The 21,813-nt window shown below is 42.7% G+C and carries 17 protein-coding genes; 4 read left to right on the top strand and 13 right to left on the bottom strand.

Going from position 1 to position 21,813, the window contains the following annotated elements:
• Nucleotides 1-204: 204 nt before the first annotated feature.
• From psmB to C7391_RS03315, 11 genes are all read right to left on the bottom strand, one after another.
• On the bottom strand, nucleotides 205-831 hold the full coding sequence (psmB, locus tag C7391_RS03365; RefSeq protein WP_394343204.1) for an archaeal proteasome endopeptidase complex subunit beta: 627 nt from the start codon (nucleotides 829-831) through the stop codon (nucleotides 205-207).
• Nucleotides 832-1,242: 411 nt separating this feature from the next.
• Nucleotides 1,243-1,767: an HDIG domain-containing metalloprotein gene (locus tag C7391_RS03360; RefSeq protein ID WP_133517152.1), complete on the bottom strand. Its 525-nt coding sequence runs from the start codon at nucleotides 1,765-1,767 to the stop codon at nucleotides 1,243-1,245.
• 108 nt (nucleotides 1,768-1,875) lie between these two features.
• Nucleotides 1,876-2,541, bottom strand: a complete 666-nt coding sequence (locus C7391_RS08650) for a transcription factor (RefSeq protein ID WP_394343203.1) — start codon at nucleotides 2,539-2,541, stop codon at nucleotides 1,876-1,878.
• A gap of 145 nt (nucleotides 2,542-2,686) precedes the next feature.
• Nucleotides 2,687-3,814: a 60S ribosomal export protein NMD3 gene (locus C7391_RS03350; protein ID WP_133517151.1), complete on the bottom strand. Its 1,128-nt coding sequence runs from the start codon at nucleotides 3,812-3,814 to the stop codon at nucleotides 2,687-2,689.
• A complete protein-coding gene (gene acsC / locus C7391_RS03345) occupies nucleotides 3,775-5,214 on the bottom strand; it encodes an acetyl-CoA decarbonylase/synthase complex subunit gamma (protein WP_133517150.1) in 1,440 nt (479 codons plus the stop codon). The genes C7391_RS03350 and acsC overlap by 40 nt, the downstream gene beginning before the upstream one ends.
• Nucleotide 5,215: 1 nt before the next feature.
• Entirely contained in the window at nucleotides 5,216-6,448 is a 1,233-nt protein-coding gene (gene cdhD / locus C7391_RS03340; protein WP_133517149.1) for a CO dehydrogenase/acetyl-CoA synthase subunit delta, read from the bottom strand.
• Nucleotides 6,449-6,483: 35 nt separating this feature from the next.
• On the bottom strand, nucleotides 6,484-7,737 hold the full coding sequence (locus C7391_RS03335) for an acetyl-CoA decarbonylase/synthase complex subunit beta (RefSeq protein ID WP_133517148.1): 1,254 nt from the start codon (nucleotides 7,735-7,737) through the stop codon (nucleotides 6,484-6,486).
• A gap of 20 nt (nucleotides 7,738-7,757) precedes the next feature.
• Nucleotides 7,758-8,459, bottom strand: a complete 702-nt coding sequence (queC, locus tag C7391_RS03330; protein WP_133517147.1) for a 7-cyano-7-deazaguanine synthase QueC — start codon at nucleotides 8,457-8,459, stop codon at nucleotides 7,758-7,760.
• Nucleotides 8,460-8,486: 27 nt separating this feature from the next.
• On the bottom strand, nucleotides 8,487-9,056 hold the full coding sequence (locus C7391_RS03325) for a metallophosphoesterase (protein ID WP_133517146.1): 570 nt from the start codon (nucleotides 9,054-9,056) through the stop codon (nucleotides 8,487-8,489).
• 383 nt (nucleotides 9,057-9,439) lie between these two features.
• Nucleotides 9,440-10,207: a DUF7839 domain-containing protein gene (locus C7391_RS03320; protein WP_208107059.1), complete on the bottom strand. Its 768-nt coding sequence runs from the start codon at nucleotides 10,205-10,207 to the stop codon at nucleotides 9,440-9,442.
• 35 nt (nucleotides 10,208-10,242) lie between these two features.
• The gene (locus C7391_RS03315) at nucleotides 10,243-10,758 is read right to left on the bottom strand and encodes an ArsR family transcriptional regulator (RefSeq protein WP_133517144.1); all 516 of its coding nucleotides are present in this window, start codon (nucleotides 10,756-10,758) and stop codon (nucleotides 10,243-10,245) included.
• 398 nt (nucleotides 10,759-11,156) lie between these two features.
• Here C7391_RS03315 and C7391_RS03310 point away from each other — a divergent pair, with 398 nt between their 5' ends.
• A complete protein-coding gene (locus tag C7391_RS03310) occupies nucleotides 11,157-11,822 on the top strand; it encodes a hypothetical protein (RefSeq protein ID WP_133517143.1) in 666 nt (221 codons plus the stop codon).
• A gap of 40 nt (nucleotides 11,823-11,862) precedes the next feature.
• Nucleotides 11,863-12,345, top strand: coding sequence for a putative immunity protein (locus tag C7391_RS03305; protein WP_133517142.1), 483 nt, complete (start codon nucleotides 11,863-11,865; stop codon nucleotides 12,343-12,345).
• 72 nt (nucleotides 12,346-12,417) lie between these two features.
• Here C7391_RS03305 and leuS read toward each other — a convergent pair whose 3' ends face one another.
• Entirely contained in the window at nucleotides 12,418-15,471 is a 3,054-nt protein-coding gene (gene leuS / locus C7391_RS03300) for a leucine--tRNA ligase (protein ID WP_133517141.1), read from the bottom strand.
• Nucleotides 15,472-15,511: 40 nt separating this feature from the next.
• The gene (gene thrC, locus C7391_RS03295) at nucleotides 15,512-16,729 is read right to left on the bottom strand and encodes a threonine synthase (RefSeq protein WP_133517140.1); all 1,218 of its coding nucleotides are present in this window, start codon (nucleotides 16,727-16,729) and stop codon (nucleotides 15,512-15,514) included.
• Between the two features lie 323 nt (nucleotides 16,730-17,052).
• Between thrC and C7391_RS03290 the strand changes: the two genes are divergently transcribed.
• A complete protein-coding gene (locus tag C7391_RS03290; RefSeq protein WP_133517139.1) occupies nucleotides 17,053-19,416 on the top strand; it encodes a DEAD/DEAH box helicase in 2,364 nt (787 codons plus the stop codon).
• Between the two features lie 425 nt (nucleotides 19,417-19,841).
• A complete protein-coding gene (locus C7391_RS03285; RefSeq protein ID WP_133517138.1) occupies nucleotides 19,842-21,248 on the top strand; it encodes a TrpB-like pyridoxal phosphate-dependent enzyme in 1,407 nt (468 codons plus the stop codon).
• Nucleotides 21,249-21,813: the final 565 nt, after the last annotated feature.

Raw genomic sequence — 21,813 nt, 5'->3', positions numbered from 1 at the left:
CAAAAGGCAACATGAAAAAAGCGGCCGATTCAATTTCGGAGCTCTGCTTTCGAAACTCAAAAAATCAATTATTTCTGGCGCTTAAATGTGAGAATCTAAACGCCGTTCATTAAACTTGAATAATAAATAAGTTGAATAATAAATTAAATAATAAATAAGTTGAATCAATAAATTGAAAGTAAAAATGAAAAATGAAATACAGAATCAGTTTAATGTTTTTCTGTATTCATTGACGTCTTCGTCTTCCATTCTGATAAATTTGCCGTCGGTAATTTTAACGACGCTGATTGCGTCACCGGAGGCTGAATCTCTTTTCATTGCATTGTGAAGCGCGCGGATTGCAAGTTGCGCTCCTTCGTCAACGGTCATTCCTTCTTTATAATTGTCTTCCAGAACACCGTAAGCAATCGGGGAGCCGGAGCCGGTTGAAACAGCTCTTGTTTCTTCAATGGTTCCGCCCAACGCGTCAATTGAATAAAGGGACGGGCCGTTTTTGTCAACGCCGCCGATTAAAAGCTGAACGCCGTACCCTCGAACGGAATTGAGCATGTTTGAAAGCATTGTGGAAAGGCCTTTGATTGTCACCGGTTCTTTGCGTCTCATTTCATAGAGTTTTGACTCAACTGTCATGGCGCGGACAATCTGTTGCGCGTCGCCGACAGTACCTGCAATGGTGAGGCCTGTGGTGTCGCTGATCTGGTACACTTTTTTAGCTTCACGACTGGCGATAAAGTGTCCCATCGTTGCGCGCCTTTCGCTGGCAAGAACGATTCCGTCTGTACAAATCATGCCGACTGTCGTTGTTCCTTTGAGTACTTCTTGTTCCATAATAATTTACCTGATTGTTTTTGTTTGAAATTTTCTATAATAAATGTGAATATTAATTGTGAAACATTCTCTGAAATTTATGCCCTTTTTGATTTTATAAAAACCATTACTGTTTAAATTTATTTTTTCCAAATAAATTTTGAAAACATAAAATAAAGCACTTTAAGGCATCGCAACCGATACCTCTCAATGTCAGCCGTTTTAAATTTCAGAAGTAACAGCCGATTTGAAAAAAGTTCTCTGAACCGGCTTAAATATTAATTTATGACATAATCGTTTTCGATGTATATATATTTTCCTTTGATTTTATTCCCGTTCACGTTTTTCAAACGGTCTTTCGGTTCTTTTCTTATTCAATTCTTTGATCTGATTAGATTTGATTTAATTAGATTTGATTCTTTGTTTTTGATTTTTTCAATCCTCTTTTCCGCAGTTTTCAAAATCAACTTCATACGCCAAATCATTAATCCGTTTACAAATTTCTTCATCCGCGCCGTTTTCTTCCAAAAGTTTATTTCTTTTTTTCAGCGTGATTATTTTACAGCCTTTGACCATATTATCGGCATGCGCAACAATCTTCTCTTCCCATGTTCTTGGAAAGTAATCATCATCCGGCAATCCGAAATACGCCGCTTCTTCTCTTGTGACGCCGGCACCGATATGTTTTTTGATAATTTCCAAAACCGGCTTCTCAATGCCGTGTTTTTTCGCGAGTTCGACACCGATGATCGCGTGATCCATACCATGCGTTTTCGCGCGTCCCAAATCATGAAGCAAACCGCCGATTTCAACAAGTTCCATATCGACTTGGTGTCCTCTCTCAATATTCCGCCGGGCGATTTCAAGGGCGGTATCGGCAACAGTAATGCAATGCTGAATGACTTTTTCTTCACAGCCTTCGTCTTTGAGAATCTGAATGGCTTCTTCTCTTGAAATCATTTTCATCACCTGAATTTTGATTAAATAATTCTAAAAAATGCATTCGGGTTTTGTTTCGTTTTTGAAAAAAATGGTGCTGCTCGCGCGCGGCGGCGCAAGCAATTCAAATCATGCCGTTTCTTCAAACTCTTCAATTCTTTTGTCCAAGAGTTCTTTAAACGGTTCATTGTCCTGGAAAACCAAATCTTCACCGCAAAGCGGGCAGAGGAATTCCGTTTCTGTTGCTTCGTCAAAGACGAGGCGGAGACAATTCTGCGGACAAACGTAGAAAATATTGTTGTCTTCGTATTCCTTGCGTTTGACCAAGTTTCTGTACAATTTTTTCTTTTCACGCTCAATCTGGTGGTAAATGCCGTCCATATTGATCATCCAGCGGAATGTGAGCCAACCGCTGTTGGCATCTCTTTCTCTGTGGCAGATTGTGAATTTGTTTTCATAAAGAATGAAAAGAATCTTGCGAACCGTGTTTAATGTGATTTCTTTTTCATCGCCGACATTTTCTTTGGCGGTGACAGCTTCCTTTTCAGCGGCAGCCAATTCCTTTTCAAGCTTTTTTGTTTCTTCGCCCTTTTCTTTGGCCGCTTTGATTTCGATATTCAGTTTTTTAACTCTGTCATCGGCTGCCTTTGAAACGGCGCGAAGCGGATTAAGCGCATTGCAAATCTCTTCATCCGTTACTTCGCCTTCCGGCATATTTCGAATCAATGTAATGCCGTCTTCACCGATTAAACGGAGCAGATAGCCGTGAATCAAGGGATCGTCTAAATTAATCAAATCGTTTACCTCATTCGGATATTTTAAATCATGCGAATGTTCCCGCATTCGTTTTGTTAAAATCGTATTTATAAAATATAAATCATAATGACTTTTTATAATAGATAAACCTGTGCGTTTTAGCTTTTATATTTTTGCTTTTTCTTCAAAGCGCAAAAATTCCGTATTCCGTCTTGAACACTTTAATTTCGCTTCCCGGGAGCGCGTTAAAGCCCATCGGTTTTTGAATCGTAATTGTTTCAAACGTTTCCGGATCTAAAATCTGAATGCCGTGCTCTTCAACGGAAACAAGAACCGTTTCTTTCGCGTTTGCGGTATTCCCGAGCAGTTTTGTGTTTTTGAAATGTTCGCCTTCGATAAAGAAATTGGATGAATTCATCAAATTAATTCCCGTCACACGCTTGCCGCAGTTCTTGATTTCAATCACTTTGTCTTCGAAATAAACGACATCGCCTTTCTTAAATTCAGGCAGCTTCATCGCAAAAGTCGTTCGGTAAATATCTTTGCCGTCTTTCATACCGGCAAGCGTATATGATTCCGTGACTGTTCCGCCCATCACTTCAATGATGTGTTTGCAAACATGTTTCCCGGCTTTCGTTGAGCCGATATAAACATCGGCGCCGTCTTTAAACGTCATTGTATCCGTCACGAACGCCAGCTTATCTCCCTTTTTCAACTGCGCCAGCATGGATTCTTCAACAAGTTTCAGCGCGTCCATCACTTCTTCTTTTGTCGGCGTTCTGTTATTGGCGCGGATTTGAATTATTCCTTCGAAATATCCGCCGGCGCGACGGCTGCACATTTCACAGGCTTCTCTTTTAATCCGAACTTCCGTTTTGCCGTTTTGATAATAGGTAACATCATCGACATCGCCTCCAACATCGACCAAAACATCAAAAATGTAGGGCGAGCGCGCGTGCGGGTGCATGCCGACAGTGACGTTGTCAATCGTGTCGGGAATGGCGAGATGCTCTTCCGCTGTCAGCATCGCCACCTCTTCCGGCGTTCCCATGTCTTCCCATTTGCTTTTGTAATAGTGGGCGCCGCAGCGCTGGCAAATGCGCGCGTGAAGTACCTCCGGTAAATCAAATAATTTTAATTTTTTGCCGAAACATTCCGGACAAACATTTTTCACGGTTTTGTCCGTTTCTTTGCCGCATTCCGGACAAACGGTCATCGCAGAAGACGATTGTTTCGGGTCCAGTTTATTTTCTTTTTGTGTCATGTTTTTCATTATGTTTTCTTTTCCGGCGGCCAATTTTCTTCCAGCCACTTCGCCAATCTTCCCGAATCCATCGGGCCGACAACCGCCGCGATATTCATTGATTTCTCAATCTCATTCTGCAAACGCGCCGCCAATCCCGGCAGCACAAGCGTTTGATAATCGGTTTCTTCAAAGTTAAACCGTGCTTCTTCAAAATTCTTTTTAACGACTTCCGCTGTCAGCTGTCCGCCGGCCACTGCCGCTTCCACGCCGAGCCCGCCTGTGTTGACCGCCAAAACGTAACCGTCAAAGCCGGCCGACGCCAAATCGCTTTCCACCGTGTAGTAGGTCAGCGCGAAGTTTGTCGTGAACAAAACCGGCGACGACGAATCGGGATTTCCGATTTGATAGAGTTTGGGCTCAACCGAAGACGGCGTTCTCGGGTCGGTGTAAATCATGTCGGTGACATGAACAATCGGAAGCAGCTCATGCCCTCCCAAGCCGTGAATAATCATAATGTCAGCGTAGCGAACCGTCAAAGCAGACGCGGTTATTGTTTCATGATAATCGGCAACAATCTCCTGCGGCAGTTTCTCATTCGCCCGCGGGTTTGATTTTCTTGCGGCAATCGGCAAAGCAATCAGCGGAAACGCCAAATCTTTGTCGCCGTCAAGTCCCGCTTTTCGGAGCTTGATGAAATTCTGGAATGTCTTTTTAAATCCCGCGCTGTAAGAAGCGGTGCCCGGATCAATCACAATTTTTGACACGCCGTCTTTTTGAAGGGTTGCCGAAAGCGATTTTGTTTCATCCAAATTCCCGGCAGCCGTAATGACAATCGGAACATCAAATTCAAGCGCCAGCGTTGTCATTTCTTTGCGGTTTTTCACATCGCAGGCGTACATCAGCGGATTTTTCCCGTCCGCCGCGTCAAGACCCGCGCGCATAATTTTTGCATCTTTCGTACACAAAATCAGCGGCAAATCGGAATGCGCGATAATCTTTTCAACGCATTTTCCGAATGTTTCGGGATTGCCGGATGTTGAGCGAACCGCAATCATATCCAAATAAAGGAAGTCGCCGACATAGAATTTTTGAAACGATTGAATTTTATTAATTCTCTCAAACAATTCGTCATCACTCATCGTGTCCCAAACATCAACCGCGACCGGCGGTTTGTTGTAAAACGAAAGCGTGTGGCGGAACATCACATCATCGCCGCCGATTATTATTTTTTTGTCACCCGCGCCGATTTCAATTTCACGAATCGCGGGACTCAAAAGATCGGCGAGTTTTTCGTATTTTTCGGCAAACTCCGGCGGCAGTTTGTCATAAATTTCCTTAACATCGCTGACTTTCATTTTTTTGCCGGCAAGCTGCGTTGCAACCGCCATCTTCGATGTTCCGAAAAGCGATTCGCAATCATCGGGAAGAAGCGGATAAATGTTTAGCGGGCTGACTTGTTTCGCCATTTCAGTACACCTCCGTCAGCCAATCGTCGTTCATTTCAGAATCAACGGTTGAGGCATTACCCAAAATTCCCGTGAATTCTTTCAAGAATTGAACCGCTTTGGGATGCATCATCATAAACAAATCATTTCCGGCAAGCGCAAGCGTCATTCCTGTAATAATTTCCCAAATCGGGCCGCGGTACTCACGGTCGCCCCAGTCGGAATCCGCTGCTTGCGGAGATGCAATCATCCAAGCTTCGCGGGCGCCCCAGGCGTTTGTCGTTCCGGATGAGAGCGGATAAGCCAACTCGGCATCACCCGTTAATCCCGCCATTCGAATGCGTTCCATGTTGGAGTACGCGTAATCTAAACCGTAACCGAGCGCGGCCGTTGTCGGGTCCATGATCAGTCCGTCTTGCTCGATGCCGCATTGGCGGAACAGTTTGCGGTTGAGCTCTTTTTGGGCGTTGATGTCCATCTGTGTCCATGATAAAATCACATGCCCGTACTTTTTAGCGGCGTTGCCGACGCGTTGGTAGTCCATGTTCAGGTTGGCCGATGCGATGAGCGCGCGCTCACCTTCTGCTGCTTCCGCCGCTTTTTCCAAGACTTCCGGATCTTTTTGCGGATTGCCGCTTCCGCCAATCACAATCGGCACGTCGACCGCCTGCAAAATCTCTTCAACGGTTTTTGCGGCTTCCTTTGCGGATGTGTCTTTTATGGCGGGATCGGTTGAAACCAAATGAATCGTAATCATGTCGGCACCGAACTCGTTGACTGATTTTTTCGCCCAGGCGGCAGGATCTTCCAATACGTCTTCATAATTGGAGCGAACGGATTTGGCAAGGCCGACCGGCATGTCAAAAACATCCATTGTCACGCGGTTGATGTTAGGCATTGCCGCGTCAAAAAAGTAAGGCATTGTTTTTTCGCCGCCGATGACAAACGGTTTTTTCCGGCTGCCTGCGCCGAGCGTCACTTCTTGAATCGATTGTTTAAATTGCGTGAAATCCGCCACATTGAATTTGGCGGCGGCAAGCGTGTCTGAAACCGGATACGCATTGCTCAGCAATGCTTCCAGCTCACTGTCCGTTTCACAACCGAGAAGTGAAGAAATTTGAGAAATGCGGGCGAGAAGTTCTTTTTCATCTCCTTTCGCGCCCGATAAATCCGAAAGCTGCAAATCTGTTTTGCCTTCGGTTTGTAGAATCTGAAACAATTTTTCCAAATCGGAATATCTCATTTTACGCGTCATAATTCGGGTGTATTCAATGCTGAATTCCTATTTAATTATTCATGTCGGTTCCAATAATCCGCCAGCGCGTTTAAATTTTCGGCATCGTTTTCCGTCGGAATTAAACGAATCCGGCCGAGCAATTTTTCATATCTCGGACCGCCGGACTCCATCATTCCGATTTTTTGAATTAATTTATCCTTTAAAGAACGTGACATCCAAACAACATTGTCCCAACCGCCTTCTTTTTGCATGAATTTATCCGACAAAAGATACATTTCGCCGACGCCCGAAAACCCGGAAATCTGCTGACCGTATCCCGTAAAAATCATCATTTCTTCAAACGTCAAACAATTCACGCTCGGCGTTTTTGTCGTTCTGTCAATAAGCCCGATGCCGTTCATTTCAGGAATATAAAACGCGATAATCTCAAAAACCGAGCCGGTCGTATGCGGATTTTCAATCAGCGAATAAAGCAGAACTCTCTCGTTTTCACCACCGCTGCCGACAGCAAGCGCGCTGTTCACGCCCGCGTACTCTCCGCCCGCCTCATCCAACAATTCGCCCTTTTCGATTTCAAAAACATGTCCGTCGGGATTTGCCAAAGCCGATGCCCCCGCTTCAAACCAATTAATCGTTCCGCAAACGGACGGGCGGTCCGGCGTAATCACACAAACATGCGCCGGGCTGCTGATTTGACAAATTTTGCAGCCGTAGAATTTATCGGCTTCGTCATCATGAATCGAAAGTGCCCTTTCATCTCGCTTTTCATAAACGCGTCTTGCGATCTCAAGCCCTGCTTTCACGGCTTCTTTGTCTGTATAAATGCGAACCGCTGCCGATTCAATAAACGGGAATTCTTCCATCAGTTGTTCCCTGACAAAACTTTCAATCTTCTCAAAAGTGACTCCGTTTTTAACGGCATCAACGCTGATTTTAATTTCAATTTGATCGCGCGTTTGTTCATGAGAAACGCCCGAAATCAAATTTAAAATGTCACCGAGTTTCTTTTCAACAACCGCTTCCAAATCCTTTTCCGAAACCGCCGCTTTCACGTCGTCTTTGATGCCGATGCGAATGACCAAGCCGAACGGCGATGTTTTCCCGAGCTCTTCCAATTCGGGTCCGATTAAATATTCGTCAAATGAATCGGCTTTGCGGCTCGAACCGCCGGTGTCAGCGACAGGGTCTGCTGCCGTTACCAGCTGGTATCCGTCTTCAACGCCGCCGAGAACGACAAATATGTCATCATCTCGAATGTGTTCGCCCGCCGTCTGCGGCGCCGCATTTATTTTTTCGTCATGATTCATTTTCTAACGACCGATTCATTTCAATAAATTCCGTTTCGATACTCTTCAAGCCCTTTTTGGCGCAGCGCACAAGCCGGACATTCGCCGCAGCCGCTTCCGATAATTCCATTATAGCAAGTGACAGTTTCTTCCGCCACCAAATCAAAAACACCGAGCTCTTCTGCCATTTTCCACGTTTGCGCTTTTGTTTTATGCATCAGCGGCGTATGAATTTTAATCTCATAATCCATTGCCAGCGTTATTGTTTTTTCGGCGGATCTGATAAATTCTTCACGGCAGTCGGGGTATCCGCTGAAATCAGATTCCGAAACACCTGTAATCACGTTGTGCCAGCCGTTGTTTCGCGCAATCACGCCGGCGATTGACAAAAAGAATAAATTCCTCCCGGGAACGAAAGTATTCGGATAATCCTCTCCCTCCGGAATTTCTTTATCAACTTCAATTTCTTCTTCCGTTAATGCGCAAGCCGAAATTGATTTCAAAAAATCCAATGAGAGATTCATTCCCTTAAAACCGTATGTTTTTGTTATTTTCTCGGCCGCTTCCAGTTCTTTCTGATGTTTCTGGCCGTAAAAAAAAGAGACGGGAATAATGTTTTCTTTCCCGTAGATTTTCTCTGCCCAAAACAAACAGGTGGTGCTGTCCTGGCCGCCTGAAAAGACGACAACGGCACCGTCAGCGGCAACTTCTTCTATTTGATTCGGATAATTTTTTGTTTCCATTGTTTCTTTTTAGTGAACCGGTTTTATTTATTCCTTTTCACTTTTTTTAACCAATTCATCGCGGAATTTTATAAAACCGCAGGCAGATTGCCCCACCGGAATAATTTGAATATCCGCAATCTTTTGTTCCTTTTCATCAATAATGATTTCCGCAACAGACGGCTCAGACATTCTGGCTTTTGTCGGCGACCCCGGGCAAAGCAAAAACTTTCCGCCGTATTCATCAATCGTCGGCGTATGAATATGCCCGTAAATCAAAACGTCAACGCCCATTTCTTTTAAAACATACCAGCGTGCCGTATTATCATTTAAAGAAATCCCCGCTTCATGAACAACGCCGAATTTGATGCCGTTTTGTTCAAAAATCAATTTTTCAGGCAACGCTTTTCGAATCATTTCCGTGTCACGGTTGCCGTAAACCGCCCTCAACTTCCCTGTTTTTTGAAATGCGCGGTAAGCGTCATCCGATTCAAAATCGCCGGCATGAACGATTATGTCTGCCTCATCCATCTTTTGACGCAGAATCTCGGGAAAAAAGGAAAACTCATCCGAATTCAATTCGGGAAGATGCGTATCGGAAATTACTAAAATTTTCATTTTATCTATCCACCTGTTTTTGTTTTTAATTATGATTGAGAGTATTCTCTGTCATTATATATGTTTTTCAATATAAAATAAAATACCATTTGTTAATGTAATTATTAAAAAACAGATTCCCGTTTTTGAAAAATTAATGTAAATGAATCCCCCGTTTTTAAAAAATAAGAAAAGCCGGAAAGGCTTGCGCGCAACCTGCCGCTGCAAATTACTATATTGCGACTGTATTAAAAGCGGCGCAAGCCGCATAAAAATTGCGCAGCAATTTTAAATAAACACCCGATGAAATCGTAGGCGAAGCCATAAAAATCGCGAAGCGATTTTCGAAAACACCGCCTTAAACTGCCATGAAAATTTGTGAGGCGAAGCCGAATAAATTTTGTTTACTTCATGCCGGTTTTGCTGAGATCCATAATTTCGTATGGAATGCTTTCGTTTTCAAGACGCGTCATCAAATAGGACACTTCATCTTCAACGATCACAACAACGGAGGCTAATCCGTGGTAAGCGGCCTGAATGACGGACTCGGACGCGCCGAACATAACATCCGGCGTGATGCCGATTCTTTTCAATGCCATGAGCGCTTCCGTGCCGACCGCGCCGATGTAAGGCTTGGATTCGACAATCGGTTTTAAGCGATCCAAATTTGTAAATGAAGATCCGCCGCGTTTGATTCTCGGAATTTTGCAGATTGTAATGGATTCGGTATCCACATGCATATATCCTTTCAAATCGGTGACGCCGATATCAAAACCTCTTTCGCCGTTCATGATGGCGGTGCCGTAAATGCCGGTATCTTTGGTCCGGTTGGCGTATAATAATCCTTTGCGCATTTCAATGAAAACCTTTTCATCTTTTCGAATCGCTTCATCGCAAATGGCAGTCCATGTCGAAACATGGCTGATGATGTCTTCCATCACCAATTGTGAGTAACGTTTTAATTCCGAAGCATTGTCCAAAACCCATTCGACACCGTCTTTGGTGATCTTGTAGCGGACACGCCCGTCAGAATGAATCAATCCTTCCGCCGTTAATTCTTTGATGTATTCGGAAACTGCCTGCGGTGTAATTCCGATTTTGGTTGCAATTTCTTTTTGGCGAACATTCGGCTGATGTGCGGCGATTTCCGTCAAAACCTGAAATTTGGTCATCTCGCTTTTGCTTTGAAGGATTTTTGCATTCAAGATTATATCTCCTCATCTTTTTCGACTAATTTAAGACGCTGTCCCATGACGGAAAGTCTGTCGGAACGGCGGGCGATAGCACAGATGTGACTGGTATTCATATTTAATTCGCGGGTGAGTTTGCTCATGGAATTGTTTCCTTCGGCAACCATTCTTTCAAGGCTTTCGATTGTGTCTTTCACTTCTTCATAAGGTTTGAAAGCCAGCATAATGATGTCGCTTAAATCTTCAAATGAGCTTTGGAAATTCACTTGAACATTTGAATAAGAGGTATGATATTCCTTGACCGGGGATTTTCCGGGCTCGGGAACGCGCCATTTGCTTTCCAAGAGACCCGCTTTTTTAAGGTTGATTAAACTGCTTAAAGATTCAGCTTCAATTGCTTCATCCAATTCTTCCTGCGTCATCCAATTTGATAAAAGTAAATCGAAGACTTTTTTGTGTGTCCTTGAACTGAAAGTTCTCAAAAGAGGAACCAGATATGAAGGATCGTTAATAATTCGCGTTCGTTCTCCCATTTTCAAAGCCTCAAATTTTGCCTGTGCGGCAATAATTGTTTTTACAGTGTTCGTTTTTAAGCCGTTCGAAAACATGTCTGTCTTTATCGCCCGTTTTATTTTTGAATCAAATACGGCTGATTTGTATCCGAACATGGTAAAAGTTATATTCATATATTGTGTTGTTTGTTAAATCAAAAATGATTTAAAAAAGACAGGATACGCAATAGGTGTGCAAAGTATTTTAAACTTATCAAAATACGCAAATTTAATCAAAAAAAATTGTGCATCTTTTCTTAAACGAACTCTGTTTCCTCTCTTCGTTTCGAAAATTCGAAACCCGTGAAATCAAGTTTAATTCATTGTCAATCATGTTAATTACTTTCGTTCGTTATACGTTTATTGATTTTGGTGTACTTATGCAGGAACATTCGGATTTATCGGTGGAAATTTATGATCTGTTAAAGGACGGCCGCCAGCTGTCTATCAGCGGTATTACCCGCGAGCTGAAAAGCCGTGATTTCAACGAACATCGTTTGATTGTGACAGGCTATCTTCGTGCGCTCAAAGATATGGATTGCTTAAATGAATTCGATTTGTCGCCGTCTAAAATTTACACGCTCAAAGAAGACAAGAATGCCGGCGGCTTTGTCAGAACCAAAAAAGAAGTCAAAACCGTTGATGTTTACGGATTGGTCGGGGAAAAGCTTTCCAAAATGACTTCAGCAGCGACGAAAATTGAAACCGCCGTTTATATTTTTATGACGCTTTTTGACCGCCCGTGCTTTGAATCCGAATTAAACGCGGCCGGAATTGATTCCAATCAAATCACCCGTTATTTCAGCTCAACAACGGGTTCAACGCCGGATTCCAATCTTGTTGTCAAATCAAAAGATTTCAAAAAATATTATGATGAGCTGCCGCAGATTCCGAAAAGTTCGCCGGCGTATGAAATTCATACCGACAAATTGGATCCCGATTTCTTAATGCGTACCGTCAACATTTTAAGCGCGCTTCTCAAAGACGAAATTGACGTTTCCGAGCTTGTTTCCAAGACCGCCAACAAAAGCTTATTAGATTTTTAATTCCACTTTTACTTTTATTTTTTTAAATTGAGGATTTTACATGTATCCGATTGAACAAATTTTAAATGAACAAGACCAAAAAACAAAAGTGACATGGGCGCTTGATTGCGCTGAGCATATCCTTTCTTATTATGAATCATCCTTTCCCGACGACAAGCGTCTTCGCGATTCGATTGAAACCGGACGCGCCTGGGTTCGCGACGAAGTAACCGTCACGGATGCCAGAAAAGCAGCCGTTGCCGCGCACAATGCTGCCCGTGACGCGGTCGACACGGAATTTGCCCGCACCGGTTTTACGCCGCTGACGGAAGGAGAAGGTGCAGAAGCGGCGGCATGCGCTGCAGCCCGTTCGGTCGGACAAGCCGTTGCGGCAGCGCACGCGGCAGGACACGCACCTCACGCAGCAACATATGCGCTCAAAGCCGTTTCTTTTACAGCGACGCCTGATGAATATGATCAAATCATTTCAAAAGAGCGGGAATGGCAATATCAAAGATTGCTTGAATTGTCTCAAAAAAAGTGATTTCTCTATTCATTTTTATTTTTAAAAACGGAAAAAGAAAATATTAAAAACAGAAAAGAATCAATTTCTGATTCATTCCTGTTCAATATAAATTGCCGGTCTGCCGGGTTCGGCAAATCTGGATTTCTTTTCGGGATCGTATGCGTTTCCGGCATCAATCTCTTCAGCGTCAAAGATTTCAACAGGGCAGCCGAGTTCTTTTTCAAGGAACGGTTTGGCTTCTTCCAAAATCTGTTTTTCATCAACATTCGCATTCAAATAGCTCAAAACAGCGTCAATGGATGAACCGCGAATGTCATTTGCAACCTTTTGAACATATTTCTGTCCTTCTTTGCCGCGGGAGCGGATTGTCGGGTCAGCCATGCTTTTTTGAATCAATTCTTTCACATCGACATGGTTTCTGACGGCTTCCGTGATTTCTTTGGCTTTTTCTTTCACATCTTCCTTGACATAATGGCCCATTGTTTCAATGGCGGAATCCATAATTTCAGGATCTGTTCTGATGCCTTTCGCAATTTCTTCCGTCGGGACAAATTCGTCAGACGCCAACGCGATTTCAGCGGCTTTTCTCAAAATCAGGGTGCGCCATTCGTGCGTTGTGTAAAGGTAAACTTTTTTGGGCGTAATTTTTGCCACGCGAATAATTTCTTCGACATCTTCAAGCGTTTTAATGATGATGTTTTCGGCAACCTCAGCGGCTTCGTCAATCAAAGCTTTATTTTCTGTCGGGTACGGCACAAACGCAATGGACTCCGTGTGTCCGAGTTCGCTCCAAACTTCTTCGCAAATGTGCGGCGTAAACGGCGCCATCAATTTGGTCCAGGTTTCAACAACTTCGGTCAAACACTGTTCTCCGCCTCTTCTGTGATACCATTTGATATCGTTATAAATCAGGAAGAACGCGTTTTGAATCGCGTGTCTCGTATGAATTGAATCAAAAGCAATATTGACTTCGCGGATGTACTGCTGAATGCGGCTTTCAATCCAGCGGTCGATGTGTGTTTTATCGCCGTTTTCCGGAATCTTGCAGCCGCTTTCAACGACTTGGCGAACGAATGTGTAGAATCTGCCGATTTGTGTTCTGGCCGATTCAATGCCTTCTTTACGCCAGTCGGCATCCTGCGCCTGCTCGGCCGCGGAGAGGATGTACATGCGCGTCACATCGGCGCCGTAGGTGTCAACCGCTTCTTTCAGCGTCAGAATCGGACCTTTGGATTTGCTCATTTTTTGTCCTTCAAGGGATACGAATCCGTTGACGGCGAGTGCTTTCGGCCATTTGGATTCATCAAAGAGCGCGACGTGGTGGAAGAGGAAGAACAGCAAATGGTTCGGCACCAAATCTTTGCCGGAAGAGCGAATGTCAACCGGGTACCAGTAATTGAATTCCGATTTCATTTTGTTGATGAGGTCGGCATTGAGTCCGCTTGACGCGGCGGCATCTTCTGCCGTTCCGACATCCAAAAAGAGGTAATCCAAAAACGGACGCGTCATCATTTCAGGCGTGATGGTTCCGTCGTTGATGTAATTGGCAATTGTATAATAAGACATGTAAATGGTTGAATCGCCGAGGGATTCAATCAGCCAGCGCGGGTCACACGGCAGCTGTGTGCCGAGTCCTTTCGTTCGGGCGCAGGCTTTGTCTTTGAGCCAGTCGATTTTGTTCTCAAATTCCACGCGGAATTCGGGCGGAATCACATCCATCTGACTGAGACATTTGTAAACTTTATCTTTCCATTCCGGGTTTGAATAATTCAAGAACCATTGGCCTTTGACCATGTTGACGACACACATTGTGCCGCAGCGGCATTGAACCGGTTCGCTGAATTCATAAAAAATACTGCCGATGCCTTGTGAAATGAAATCCTGCGTGAGGCGGTCTTTAATTTTTGAAACCGGCATGCCTTTGTATTTGCCGGTGATGTCTTTGAGGGTTCCGCCGTGAAATTCACGTCTGTATACGATTTTTGTCGCTTCTTCGGCTTTAGGGTCTTTTTGGTCAACAACGCCGAGCTCGGCAACGACTTCTGCTGCGGGTGCTTCACCGTAATCGGGAACATCAATGACTTGAATCGGCTTGATGTTTTGCACTTCATCAGCAGTGATGCCGTATTCGGTCAAATCCTGTTTTGCCAAATCTCTGAGTGCCAAATAATCGTAAGGCGCGTGCGCCGGAACGCTCATTACAACACCGCTTCCGTTGTTTCCGCGAACGAACGGCGCGGGCAAAATCTGGATGATGTTGTCGGTTGCCGGGTTTTTCAGTTTCAAACCGATGAGGTCGCTCGCATTCATGTCTTCAATAAATTCAACATTCCAATCGGTGTAAAGCAATTTTTCATAAGCTTCTTTGCTGACAACCCAATATTCTTCAAGCTCGTCTTTTTCCATTTTCAGCTTGACATAACTGACTTCAGGGTTGAGCCAAAGGTTTGTGACACCGTAAACCGTTTCCGGGCGCAGTGTCGCGCAGGGGAAAATCGTGTCTTTGTGTCTGAATTTGATCAGCGTGTATTCGACAAGCGTGGCTTCTTCACCGCGCAGGATGTCGTGGTCTTCCACCGGATTGTTGTCGTGCGGACACCATTTAACGGGGTGGGAGCCTTTGACGATGAGGCCTTTGTCATAAAGGTTATTATATTGCCATTCGATGAATTTTTGGAATGCCGGATCCATTGTTGTGAATTTACGGCGCCAGTCAATGGAATAGCCGATGATGTTCATCGCGTATTCGGCTTCGACTTTGAAGTAATCCACGATTTTTTCGGGCTCGTCCAATGTCGGGAGGATGTTTTTCGGAATGCCGTGAAGTTCGGTGTAAACTTTCATTGTGGTCGGGTCTTGTTCGCGAATGAGGTCGGCCAAACCGACAATCGGTGTTCCCGTCACGTGAAAGCCCATCGGGTAAAGGACGTTGTATCCCTGCATTCTTTTGTAGCGGGCAATAACATCTCCGATCGTAAAGGTACGGGTGTGGCCGGCATGAAGATTCCCGTTTAAATACGGGAACGGAATCGTGATAAAGTATTTTTCCTTGCCGGATTCAGGGTTCGCTTCGAATATTTTTTCAATTCTCCACTTTTCCTGCCACTTGGATTCGGTTTCTTGTATGTTATAGTCCTCTTGCATTATTTTTCACCGGAATTCCGATTATTAATTTCCTTTTTCCTTATTCAAAGACGGCTTTTCTCAAAGCTTCCAAATTGGCTTCGACAGTCACAGGCTCAACGCAGACGCTGATGACTTCTTCCGGATCTTTGAGGAGGTGGCCGGTAGTCACACAGACAACGGTTTCGTCTTTGGAAATGAGTCCTGCTTCGACGAGCTTTCTGAGGCCGGCAACGGATGTTGCGCTGGCGGGCTCAACGCCGATGCCTTCAAGCTGTGCCAAGTCTTTCTGCGCTTGAACGAGTTCGTCGTCGGTGACGGATTCGGCCATACCGCCGGATTCTTTGATGGCGATGAGCGCTTTTCTGGCGTTGACTGGGTCGCCGATTCGAATGGCGGTTGCGATGGTTTCCGGATTCTTTTCCGGCGTAATGTCATCGGCATCGGCTTTGTACGCTTTGACAATCGGGCAGGCGCCTTCGGTTTGAATGCCTGTCATCTTGGGGCGTTTGTCAGTGATTCCGAGTGTTACGAATTCTTTAAAGCCTTTGTTGATTGCGGTAATGTTTCCGGCATTTCCGACGGGGAGAACGACGCGGTCGGGAACTTTAAATCCGAGCTGGTCGACAATTTCAAAAGCAATGGTTTTCTGTCCTTCCAAGCGGTAGGGGTTGACAGAGTTGAGGAGATAAATCGGCTCCTGTTCACAGAGTTCGCGAACGAGCGCGAGCGCGTCATCGAAGTTTCCTTTAATCATGATGACTTTTGCGCCGTGCATGAGTGCTTGTCCGATTTTGCCGAGCGCGACTTTTCCTGCCGGAAGCAAAACAACGGACGGGATTCCTGCTTTGGCACCGTAAATGGCGAGCGCCGCGGATGTGTTTCCGGTGGATGCGCAGGCAACTGTTTTCATGCCGAGTTCGATTGCTTTGGAAACGCCGACAGTCATGCCGCGGTCTTTAAAGGAGCCGGTCGGGTTCATGCCTTCGTGTTTGACATATAATTCTTTGATGCCTATTTTTGCGGCGAGGCGGTCGCATTTGTAAAGCGGCGTGCCGCCTTCGCGGATGCTGACGGGCTCGATTGCAATCGGAAGCAAATCTTTATACTTCCAAACGGACGGCGGCGCGGTTTTGAGTTTTTCCATGTCCATGTTCTTTTTGATTTCATTATAATCGTAAATGACATCCAAAAGGCCGTCACATTCGCGGCAGGTGTAAATGATTTCGGTTTTTCCGAATTCTGCGCCGCACTCGATACATTTAAGGTGATAATCCATTGCTTGATGCTCCTGTTGAATAGAATAAATTGGTTTAAAGTTCGTTTATAATATGAATGAAAAATGAAGTGTAATTTTATTTATTATCTTATCGATTGATTAGGGTTTCAGAATTACTTTAATGCATTATTAAGTTTGTGTCATTTATCCTTTTTTATAAAATTATTTATTCATCCTTAACTATTTATTATACGGTGTTTGTTTTTATGGCTTATAATGATATATTTTCGGAAAAAAAGAGTGAACAATAGCTGACATATGATTATTTTCAAAATAAGATTTTACAGCATCCCGTATTTGATCAAGATATATATGGCTTATCATTGGTTGATGATGAATTATCTTGGTATTACGATTACAAATTTCAATCAAAGCATTATCCAAGTCCTATGAATTATCTTGAATATGATTGTTCGGTTTATAGGAATAATTTTGAACCTTATTTCAACGATTATTTTTTTGAAATTTTAAAAAGACGCGTTTCAGAATCTTTTATTAAAGGCGACAATATTGTAAAAAACGATTTATCCGGAATTGAAACACGCTTTTTGAATTTTTATAGAAGCTTTAATGGTGCTGGCATTCACGAAACTTATGTCGGAGCAGAAAATCCTCAGAAACTTATGATTCTGCTGAAAAAGATTTGTGTTTTAAACAATTTTGATCCAATGTGTGTGGAGTCAGCAGCTCATTCTACTGTACCAGGCAGAGCTTTGTTCTTTTTGGAGTTATTTGTCCAAATGAATTATTTCGATGTAATTGAAAAGTTCCAGCAAACAGTTTTTGATATGGATGAATCAGAACAAAGACGTTTGATTTCCTCTCCTTCTCTTATGTTAGTTCCTTGGGATCATCAAGAAGAAGCTTTTAATGAATGGAGTAAGACCAAGAATGGAATTGTTGAAATGGCAACAGGCACTGGAAAAACTGTTGTCGGTTTAATGACTATTCAGAAATTAAGCGAAGAGTTGGGGCCAAATCAAGAGGGAATTGTTCGAATATTGGCTCATTCAACTGCTATTTTGGATCAATGGAGGCAAGAAGCGGTAAGGAAATTTAATCCATTATTGGACGAAACAAAAAGTTACAAAAGTTCATTGAAATTTAATAATGTTACAATTCATTTCAATACTATTCAAAAAATTGTTAAAGATGCCACAAAATTGGAAGCAAATGTTTTTAATCACGATGAAATTTCCGAGGACGAAGAAATCTCAAAAATTTATGAAAGAGCAATGGAATCTATAATATTGGATGATTTAAACAGCAAATATTATTCAGACTTATTAATTGTAGATGAAGTTCATCATTCAGCTGCTCCTTCTTATCGCAAAATTTTCGGTATTAAAGCAAAACAAAAAATAGGTCTGTCAGCGACGGTTGATGACAACAAAGGTAATTTTAAATTGAATATTCTTGAAAGAGAACTTGGGCCAGTCGTATATAATTTTGATCTGAAAAATGCAATTGATAGAGGAATCTTGCCAAAATTTAAATGGGATTTTCATACGACTTATTTGGATGACACTGAAAATGCAGAGTTTGAAAAAATTACGAAATCTATTCTTACAAAATTAACTGAAATTAATGAGGAGTCTAATGTAATTCTAAAAAAATCAAAAGAGGTCGAAACCGAATTCCGGAAACGAAAATATCCGCTGCCGAAATATCATGTAAACAAAACGCATTTTCTTGATTTAAAAGATTTTATAAGTTTTACGTCGGCGGCGCAATCGTGCAAAATCACGTTACCTCCAAAATGGGTTGAACTTTTTGCGCTTATTTTCAAACGCAGGGAAATCATTCATGACTCAAAACCTAAATTGGATGAAGCTACTAAGCTTGCTGAGATGTACCTAAAAAGTGATAAAAAAATAATTATGTTTTTGAAAAGGACTGAAACATGTGATGAAATTGCTGAGTTATTAAGGATTAATTTTTCAAATGTTTTTGTTGTCCATTCAAAAATTAAAGATTACAAAACAAATTTGGAAGACTTCAAAGCCGCAAAATCCGGTATTTTAATCGGAGCAAATATTCTTAACGAAGGTATTGATATCCCTGATGCCGAAATCGGTATTAACGTTTCTTCTTCAAAAACAAGATTGGAATTGATTCAAAGAATCGGGAGAGTTATTCGTAAAAAAGGTGATAAGGTTCCTCATTTTCATCACTATTCTGCTATTCCTAAGCTTTTAGATTATTATGGATTTGATGAAAATCTTTTGTCATACATTGAAGACTTATCTTTGACTGAAGATATTGCTTGGTCTCAAGAAACCGCTCTCAAGCTGGGAATAGATCTTAAAATCAATGATACGGAGTCTAACGATATCAAAAGAATGGAACAATATGTTGCTAATAATGTTTCCCTTGATGAAGAATTTGAAACGTCTGTCGGGTCTCTGAATATTTTAAAAATTCTGCATCCGTTTTATGAACGGACAAATGTTAAAAAACCCGCATATCTGGCTTTAAGAAGATATTTGCAAGAATATGATGGAATTGAAATATCGGATTCAGATTGGTCAACGTTTATTTTCAAATCTTTTGCACCCGATCATGATTATTCCGAAGGGAATCCCATGATTAATATTCCCGGTCATTATTGGATTCTATTATTGGGTGGAAGAAATCCTGAAAATATTGTGAGAATTTTTAATCAATATGAGAAACAGTTTTCTTAAATTCTCTCAATTTTTATTTTTAATGTTTACAGAATTTGAGTTTCGTCATTTTCCCCTTTTTTCGCGTATGTATTAATCAATATGAATCAGTATGGGTCGCATACGGTGGCAATTTGATAGCAGAAAATAAATCTGACCAGCACACAGTAAAATGGGAATTGTATGATTGCCTCTTCTCATTAACGAAGCTAAAGTGTATGATAGTGTAATAAATAAACAAATTTAACATTTTCTTCAAATCTGTCCATTTTCTGCCAAAATCTTATATATTTGTATACATTTATGCATTGTTGTAATAATCTAAACATTAAGGTAATTCAAATGAAATTTACAGAACAATGTTGGCGTTTTTAATCTCCCTCTGATTCGCTGTTGCGAAATTGACAGACTGAAAAACAAAAATCAAAAAAACAGGAGATTATGATATGAGCATCCCTTACAGAATTTATTTAGATGAAGAACAGATTCCGAAAAAATACTACAACATCCGCGCGGACATGCCAGAACAGCATGACCCGCTTTTAAATCCGACAACCGACCAGCCGGCAACGCTGGAAGACTTGAAACCCGTTTTCTGCGATGAACTTGCCAAACAGGAACTTGACACGACAACACGGTATTTTGATATCCCAAAGCCTGTACAGGAATTTTACAAAATGTTCCGCCCGTCCCCGCTGATTCGCGCTTACAATTTGGAAAAGGCACTTGGAACGCCCGCAAAAATTTACTACAAATTTGAAGGAAACAACACGTCCGGCAGTCACAAACTCAATTCCGCCGCGGCTCAGGTTCATTATGCCAAAGAACAGGGCTTAACAAGTCTGACAACCGAAACCGGCGCCGGTCAGTGGGGAACTGCGCTTTCCATGGCTTGCGCTTTCTATAATTTGGATTTGACGGTTTACATGGTTCGCGGCAGTGCCGAACAAAAGCCGTACCGTAAATCCGTAATTGAAACATTCGGCGCCGATATTATTCCGAGCCCGAGCAATACGACGGCTGTCGGGCGTTCTATTCTCAAAGAACATCCTGACACCGGCGGCAGTCTCGGCTGCGCAATCTCAGAAGCCGTTGAAACGGCGGTTAACACGCCGAATTGCCGTTACGTTCTCGGATCCGTTTTGAATCAGGTGCTTTTGCATCAGAGCATTATCGGTTTGGAATCAAAGGCGGCTATGGATTCTATTGATGAATATCCGGATGTTGTCATCGGGTGCGCCGGCGGCGGTTCCAATCTCGGCGGATTGATTGCGCCTTATATGCAAGACAAATTAAAAGAGAGATCTGACGTCAGAATCGTTGCGGTGGAGCCGGTCTCGTGTCCGAGTTTGACGCGCGGCAGATATGTGTATGATTTCTGTGACACAGGGAAAATTACGCCGCTTGCGCGCATGTACACGCTCGGCAGTCAATTCATGCCGTCAGCCGATCACGCAGGCGGTTTGCGCTACCACGGTATGTCGCCGATTCTGTCTAAATTGTATCATGACGGATATATGGAAGCGGTATCGGTACAACAAACCAAAGTGTTTGAAGCGGCGGTTCTGTTTGCCAAGCACGAAACAATTTTGCCGGCACCCGAGTCGGCGCATGCCATTCGAACAGCGATTGATGAAGCGATGGAGTGCAAGAAGACGGGCGAAGAAAAGACGATTCTTTTCGGCTTAACCGGTACAGGATACTTTGACATGCAAGCTTATTCAAGTTATTTGGCAGGTAAAATGACGGATTATATTCCGTCTGATTCTGATCTTGAAGCAGGATTTAATCAGCTGCCAAATGTCGAATCAATCAAGTCCTCCTCATCGACTTCGGTTCATTCTATGACTTGAATAATCAAAAACAATTGAGTAATAAAAACAAAAACGTACACCACCTATGAAAAATAAAAACCGTTTTCTGCGGTCTTTTATTTTTCAATTTTTCAACATTTCTTTTTAATTTCGCTGATCGCTGATTTTCATTCATAATTTTTATTTTTTTAAAGTTGGAAAAAATCCCTGGTGCAAAACGTTTAAATATTTGTCATCACTCTTTGAGTTCCTCTCAAATCTCTCTGATTTGTGAGATAAAATTCAATATGAAGAGTTAAGACGGGAACTTTTATATACCTCAAAGCTCTTTTGAGAATCTCTCGTTTGACATGCTTTGAAATGTCTTGTGAGAGCAATTTTACATTCATCTAATAATGAAGTCGGGAGCTTTTTCTCTGACTGATATGTGACCTGATGTTTCGGTAAACTTCGGCGGTGATTTTCAAATCAAATTGTAAATCATCGTTACGAGATTTACAGGAATATCAAAACTGTGTATTGTAAGGAAGCAACTCTAAAATCTAAGAACTAAGTGTGAATAGCGCTTTATTCGTGGTTGAGAAGTTTTTTCCGACAATTCTGT

Source organism: Methanimicrococcus blatticola (genome assembly GCF_004363215.1).
GTDB classification, from domain to species: Archaea; Halobacteriota; Methanosarcinia; order Methanosarcinales; family Methanosarcinaceae; genus Methanimicrococcus; species Methanimicrococcus blatticola.
The sequence above is the reverse complement of the archived record's forward strand: the minus strand, read 5'-3'. Positions and strand labels throughout refer to the sequence as shown.

What these genes read in the sequence shown, in the direction of transcription:
- acsC (WP_133517150.1), bottom strand. Translation starts at nt 5,214, where the DNA reads ATGGCGAAACAAGTCAGCCCGCTAAACATTTATCCGCTTCTTCCCGAT.
- leuS (WP_133517141.1), bottom strand. Translation starts at nt 15,471, where the DNA reads ATGCAAGAGGACTATAACATACAAGAAACCGAATCCAAGTGGCAGGAA.
- C7391_RS03315 (WP_133517144.1), bottom strand. Translation starts at nt 10,758, where the DNA reads ATGGGAGAACGAACGCGAATTATTAACGATCCTTCATATCTGGTTCCT.
- cdhD (WP_133517149.1), bottom strand. Translation starts at nt 6,448, where the DNA reads ATGACGCGTAAAATGAGATATTCCGATTTGGAAAAATTGTTTCAGATT.
- thrC (WP_133517140.1), bottom strand. Translation starts at nt 16,729, where the DNA reads ATGGATTATCACCTTAAATGTATCGAGTGCGGCGCAGAATTCGGAAAA.
- C7391_RS03320 (WP_208107059.1), bottom strand. Translation starts at nt 10,207, where the DNA reads ATGACCAAATTTCAGGTTTTGACGGAAATCGCCGCACATCAGCCGAAT.
- C7391_RS03360 (WP_133517152.1), bottom strand. Translation starts at nt 1,767, where the DNA reads ATGATTTCAAGAGAAGAAGCCATTCAGATTCTCAAAGACGAAGGCTGT.
- queC (WP_133517147.1), bottom strand. Translation starts at nt 8,459, where the DNA reads ATGGAAACAAAAAATTATCCGAATCAAATAGAAGAAGTTGCCGCTGAC.
- C7391_RS03335 (WP_133517148.1), bottom strand. Translation starts at nt 7,737, where the DNA reads ATGAATCATGACGAAAAAATAAATGCGGCGCCGCAGACGGCGGGCGAA.
- C7391_RS03305 (WP_133517142.1), top strand. Translation starts at nt 11,863, where the DNA reads ATGTATCCGATTGAACAAATTTTAAATGAACAAGACCAAAAAACAAAA.
- C7391_RS03310 (WP_133517143.1), top strand. Translation starts at nt 11,157, where the DNA reads ATGCAGGAACATTCGGATTTATCGGTGGAAATTTATGATCTGTTAAAG.
- C7391_RS03325 (WP_133517146.1), bottom strand. Translation starts at nt 9,056, where the DNA reads ATGAAAATTTTAGTAATTTCCGATACGCATCTTCCCGAATTGAATTCG.
- C7391_RS03285 (WP_133517138.1), top strand. Translation starts at nt 19,842, where the DNA reads ATGAGCATCCCTTACAGAATTTATTTAGATGAAGAACAGATTCCGAAA.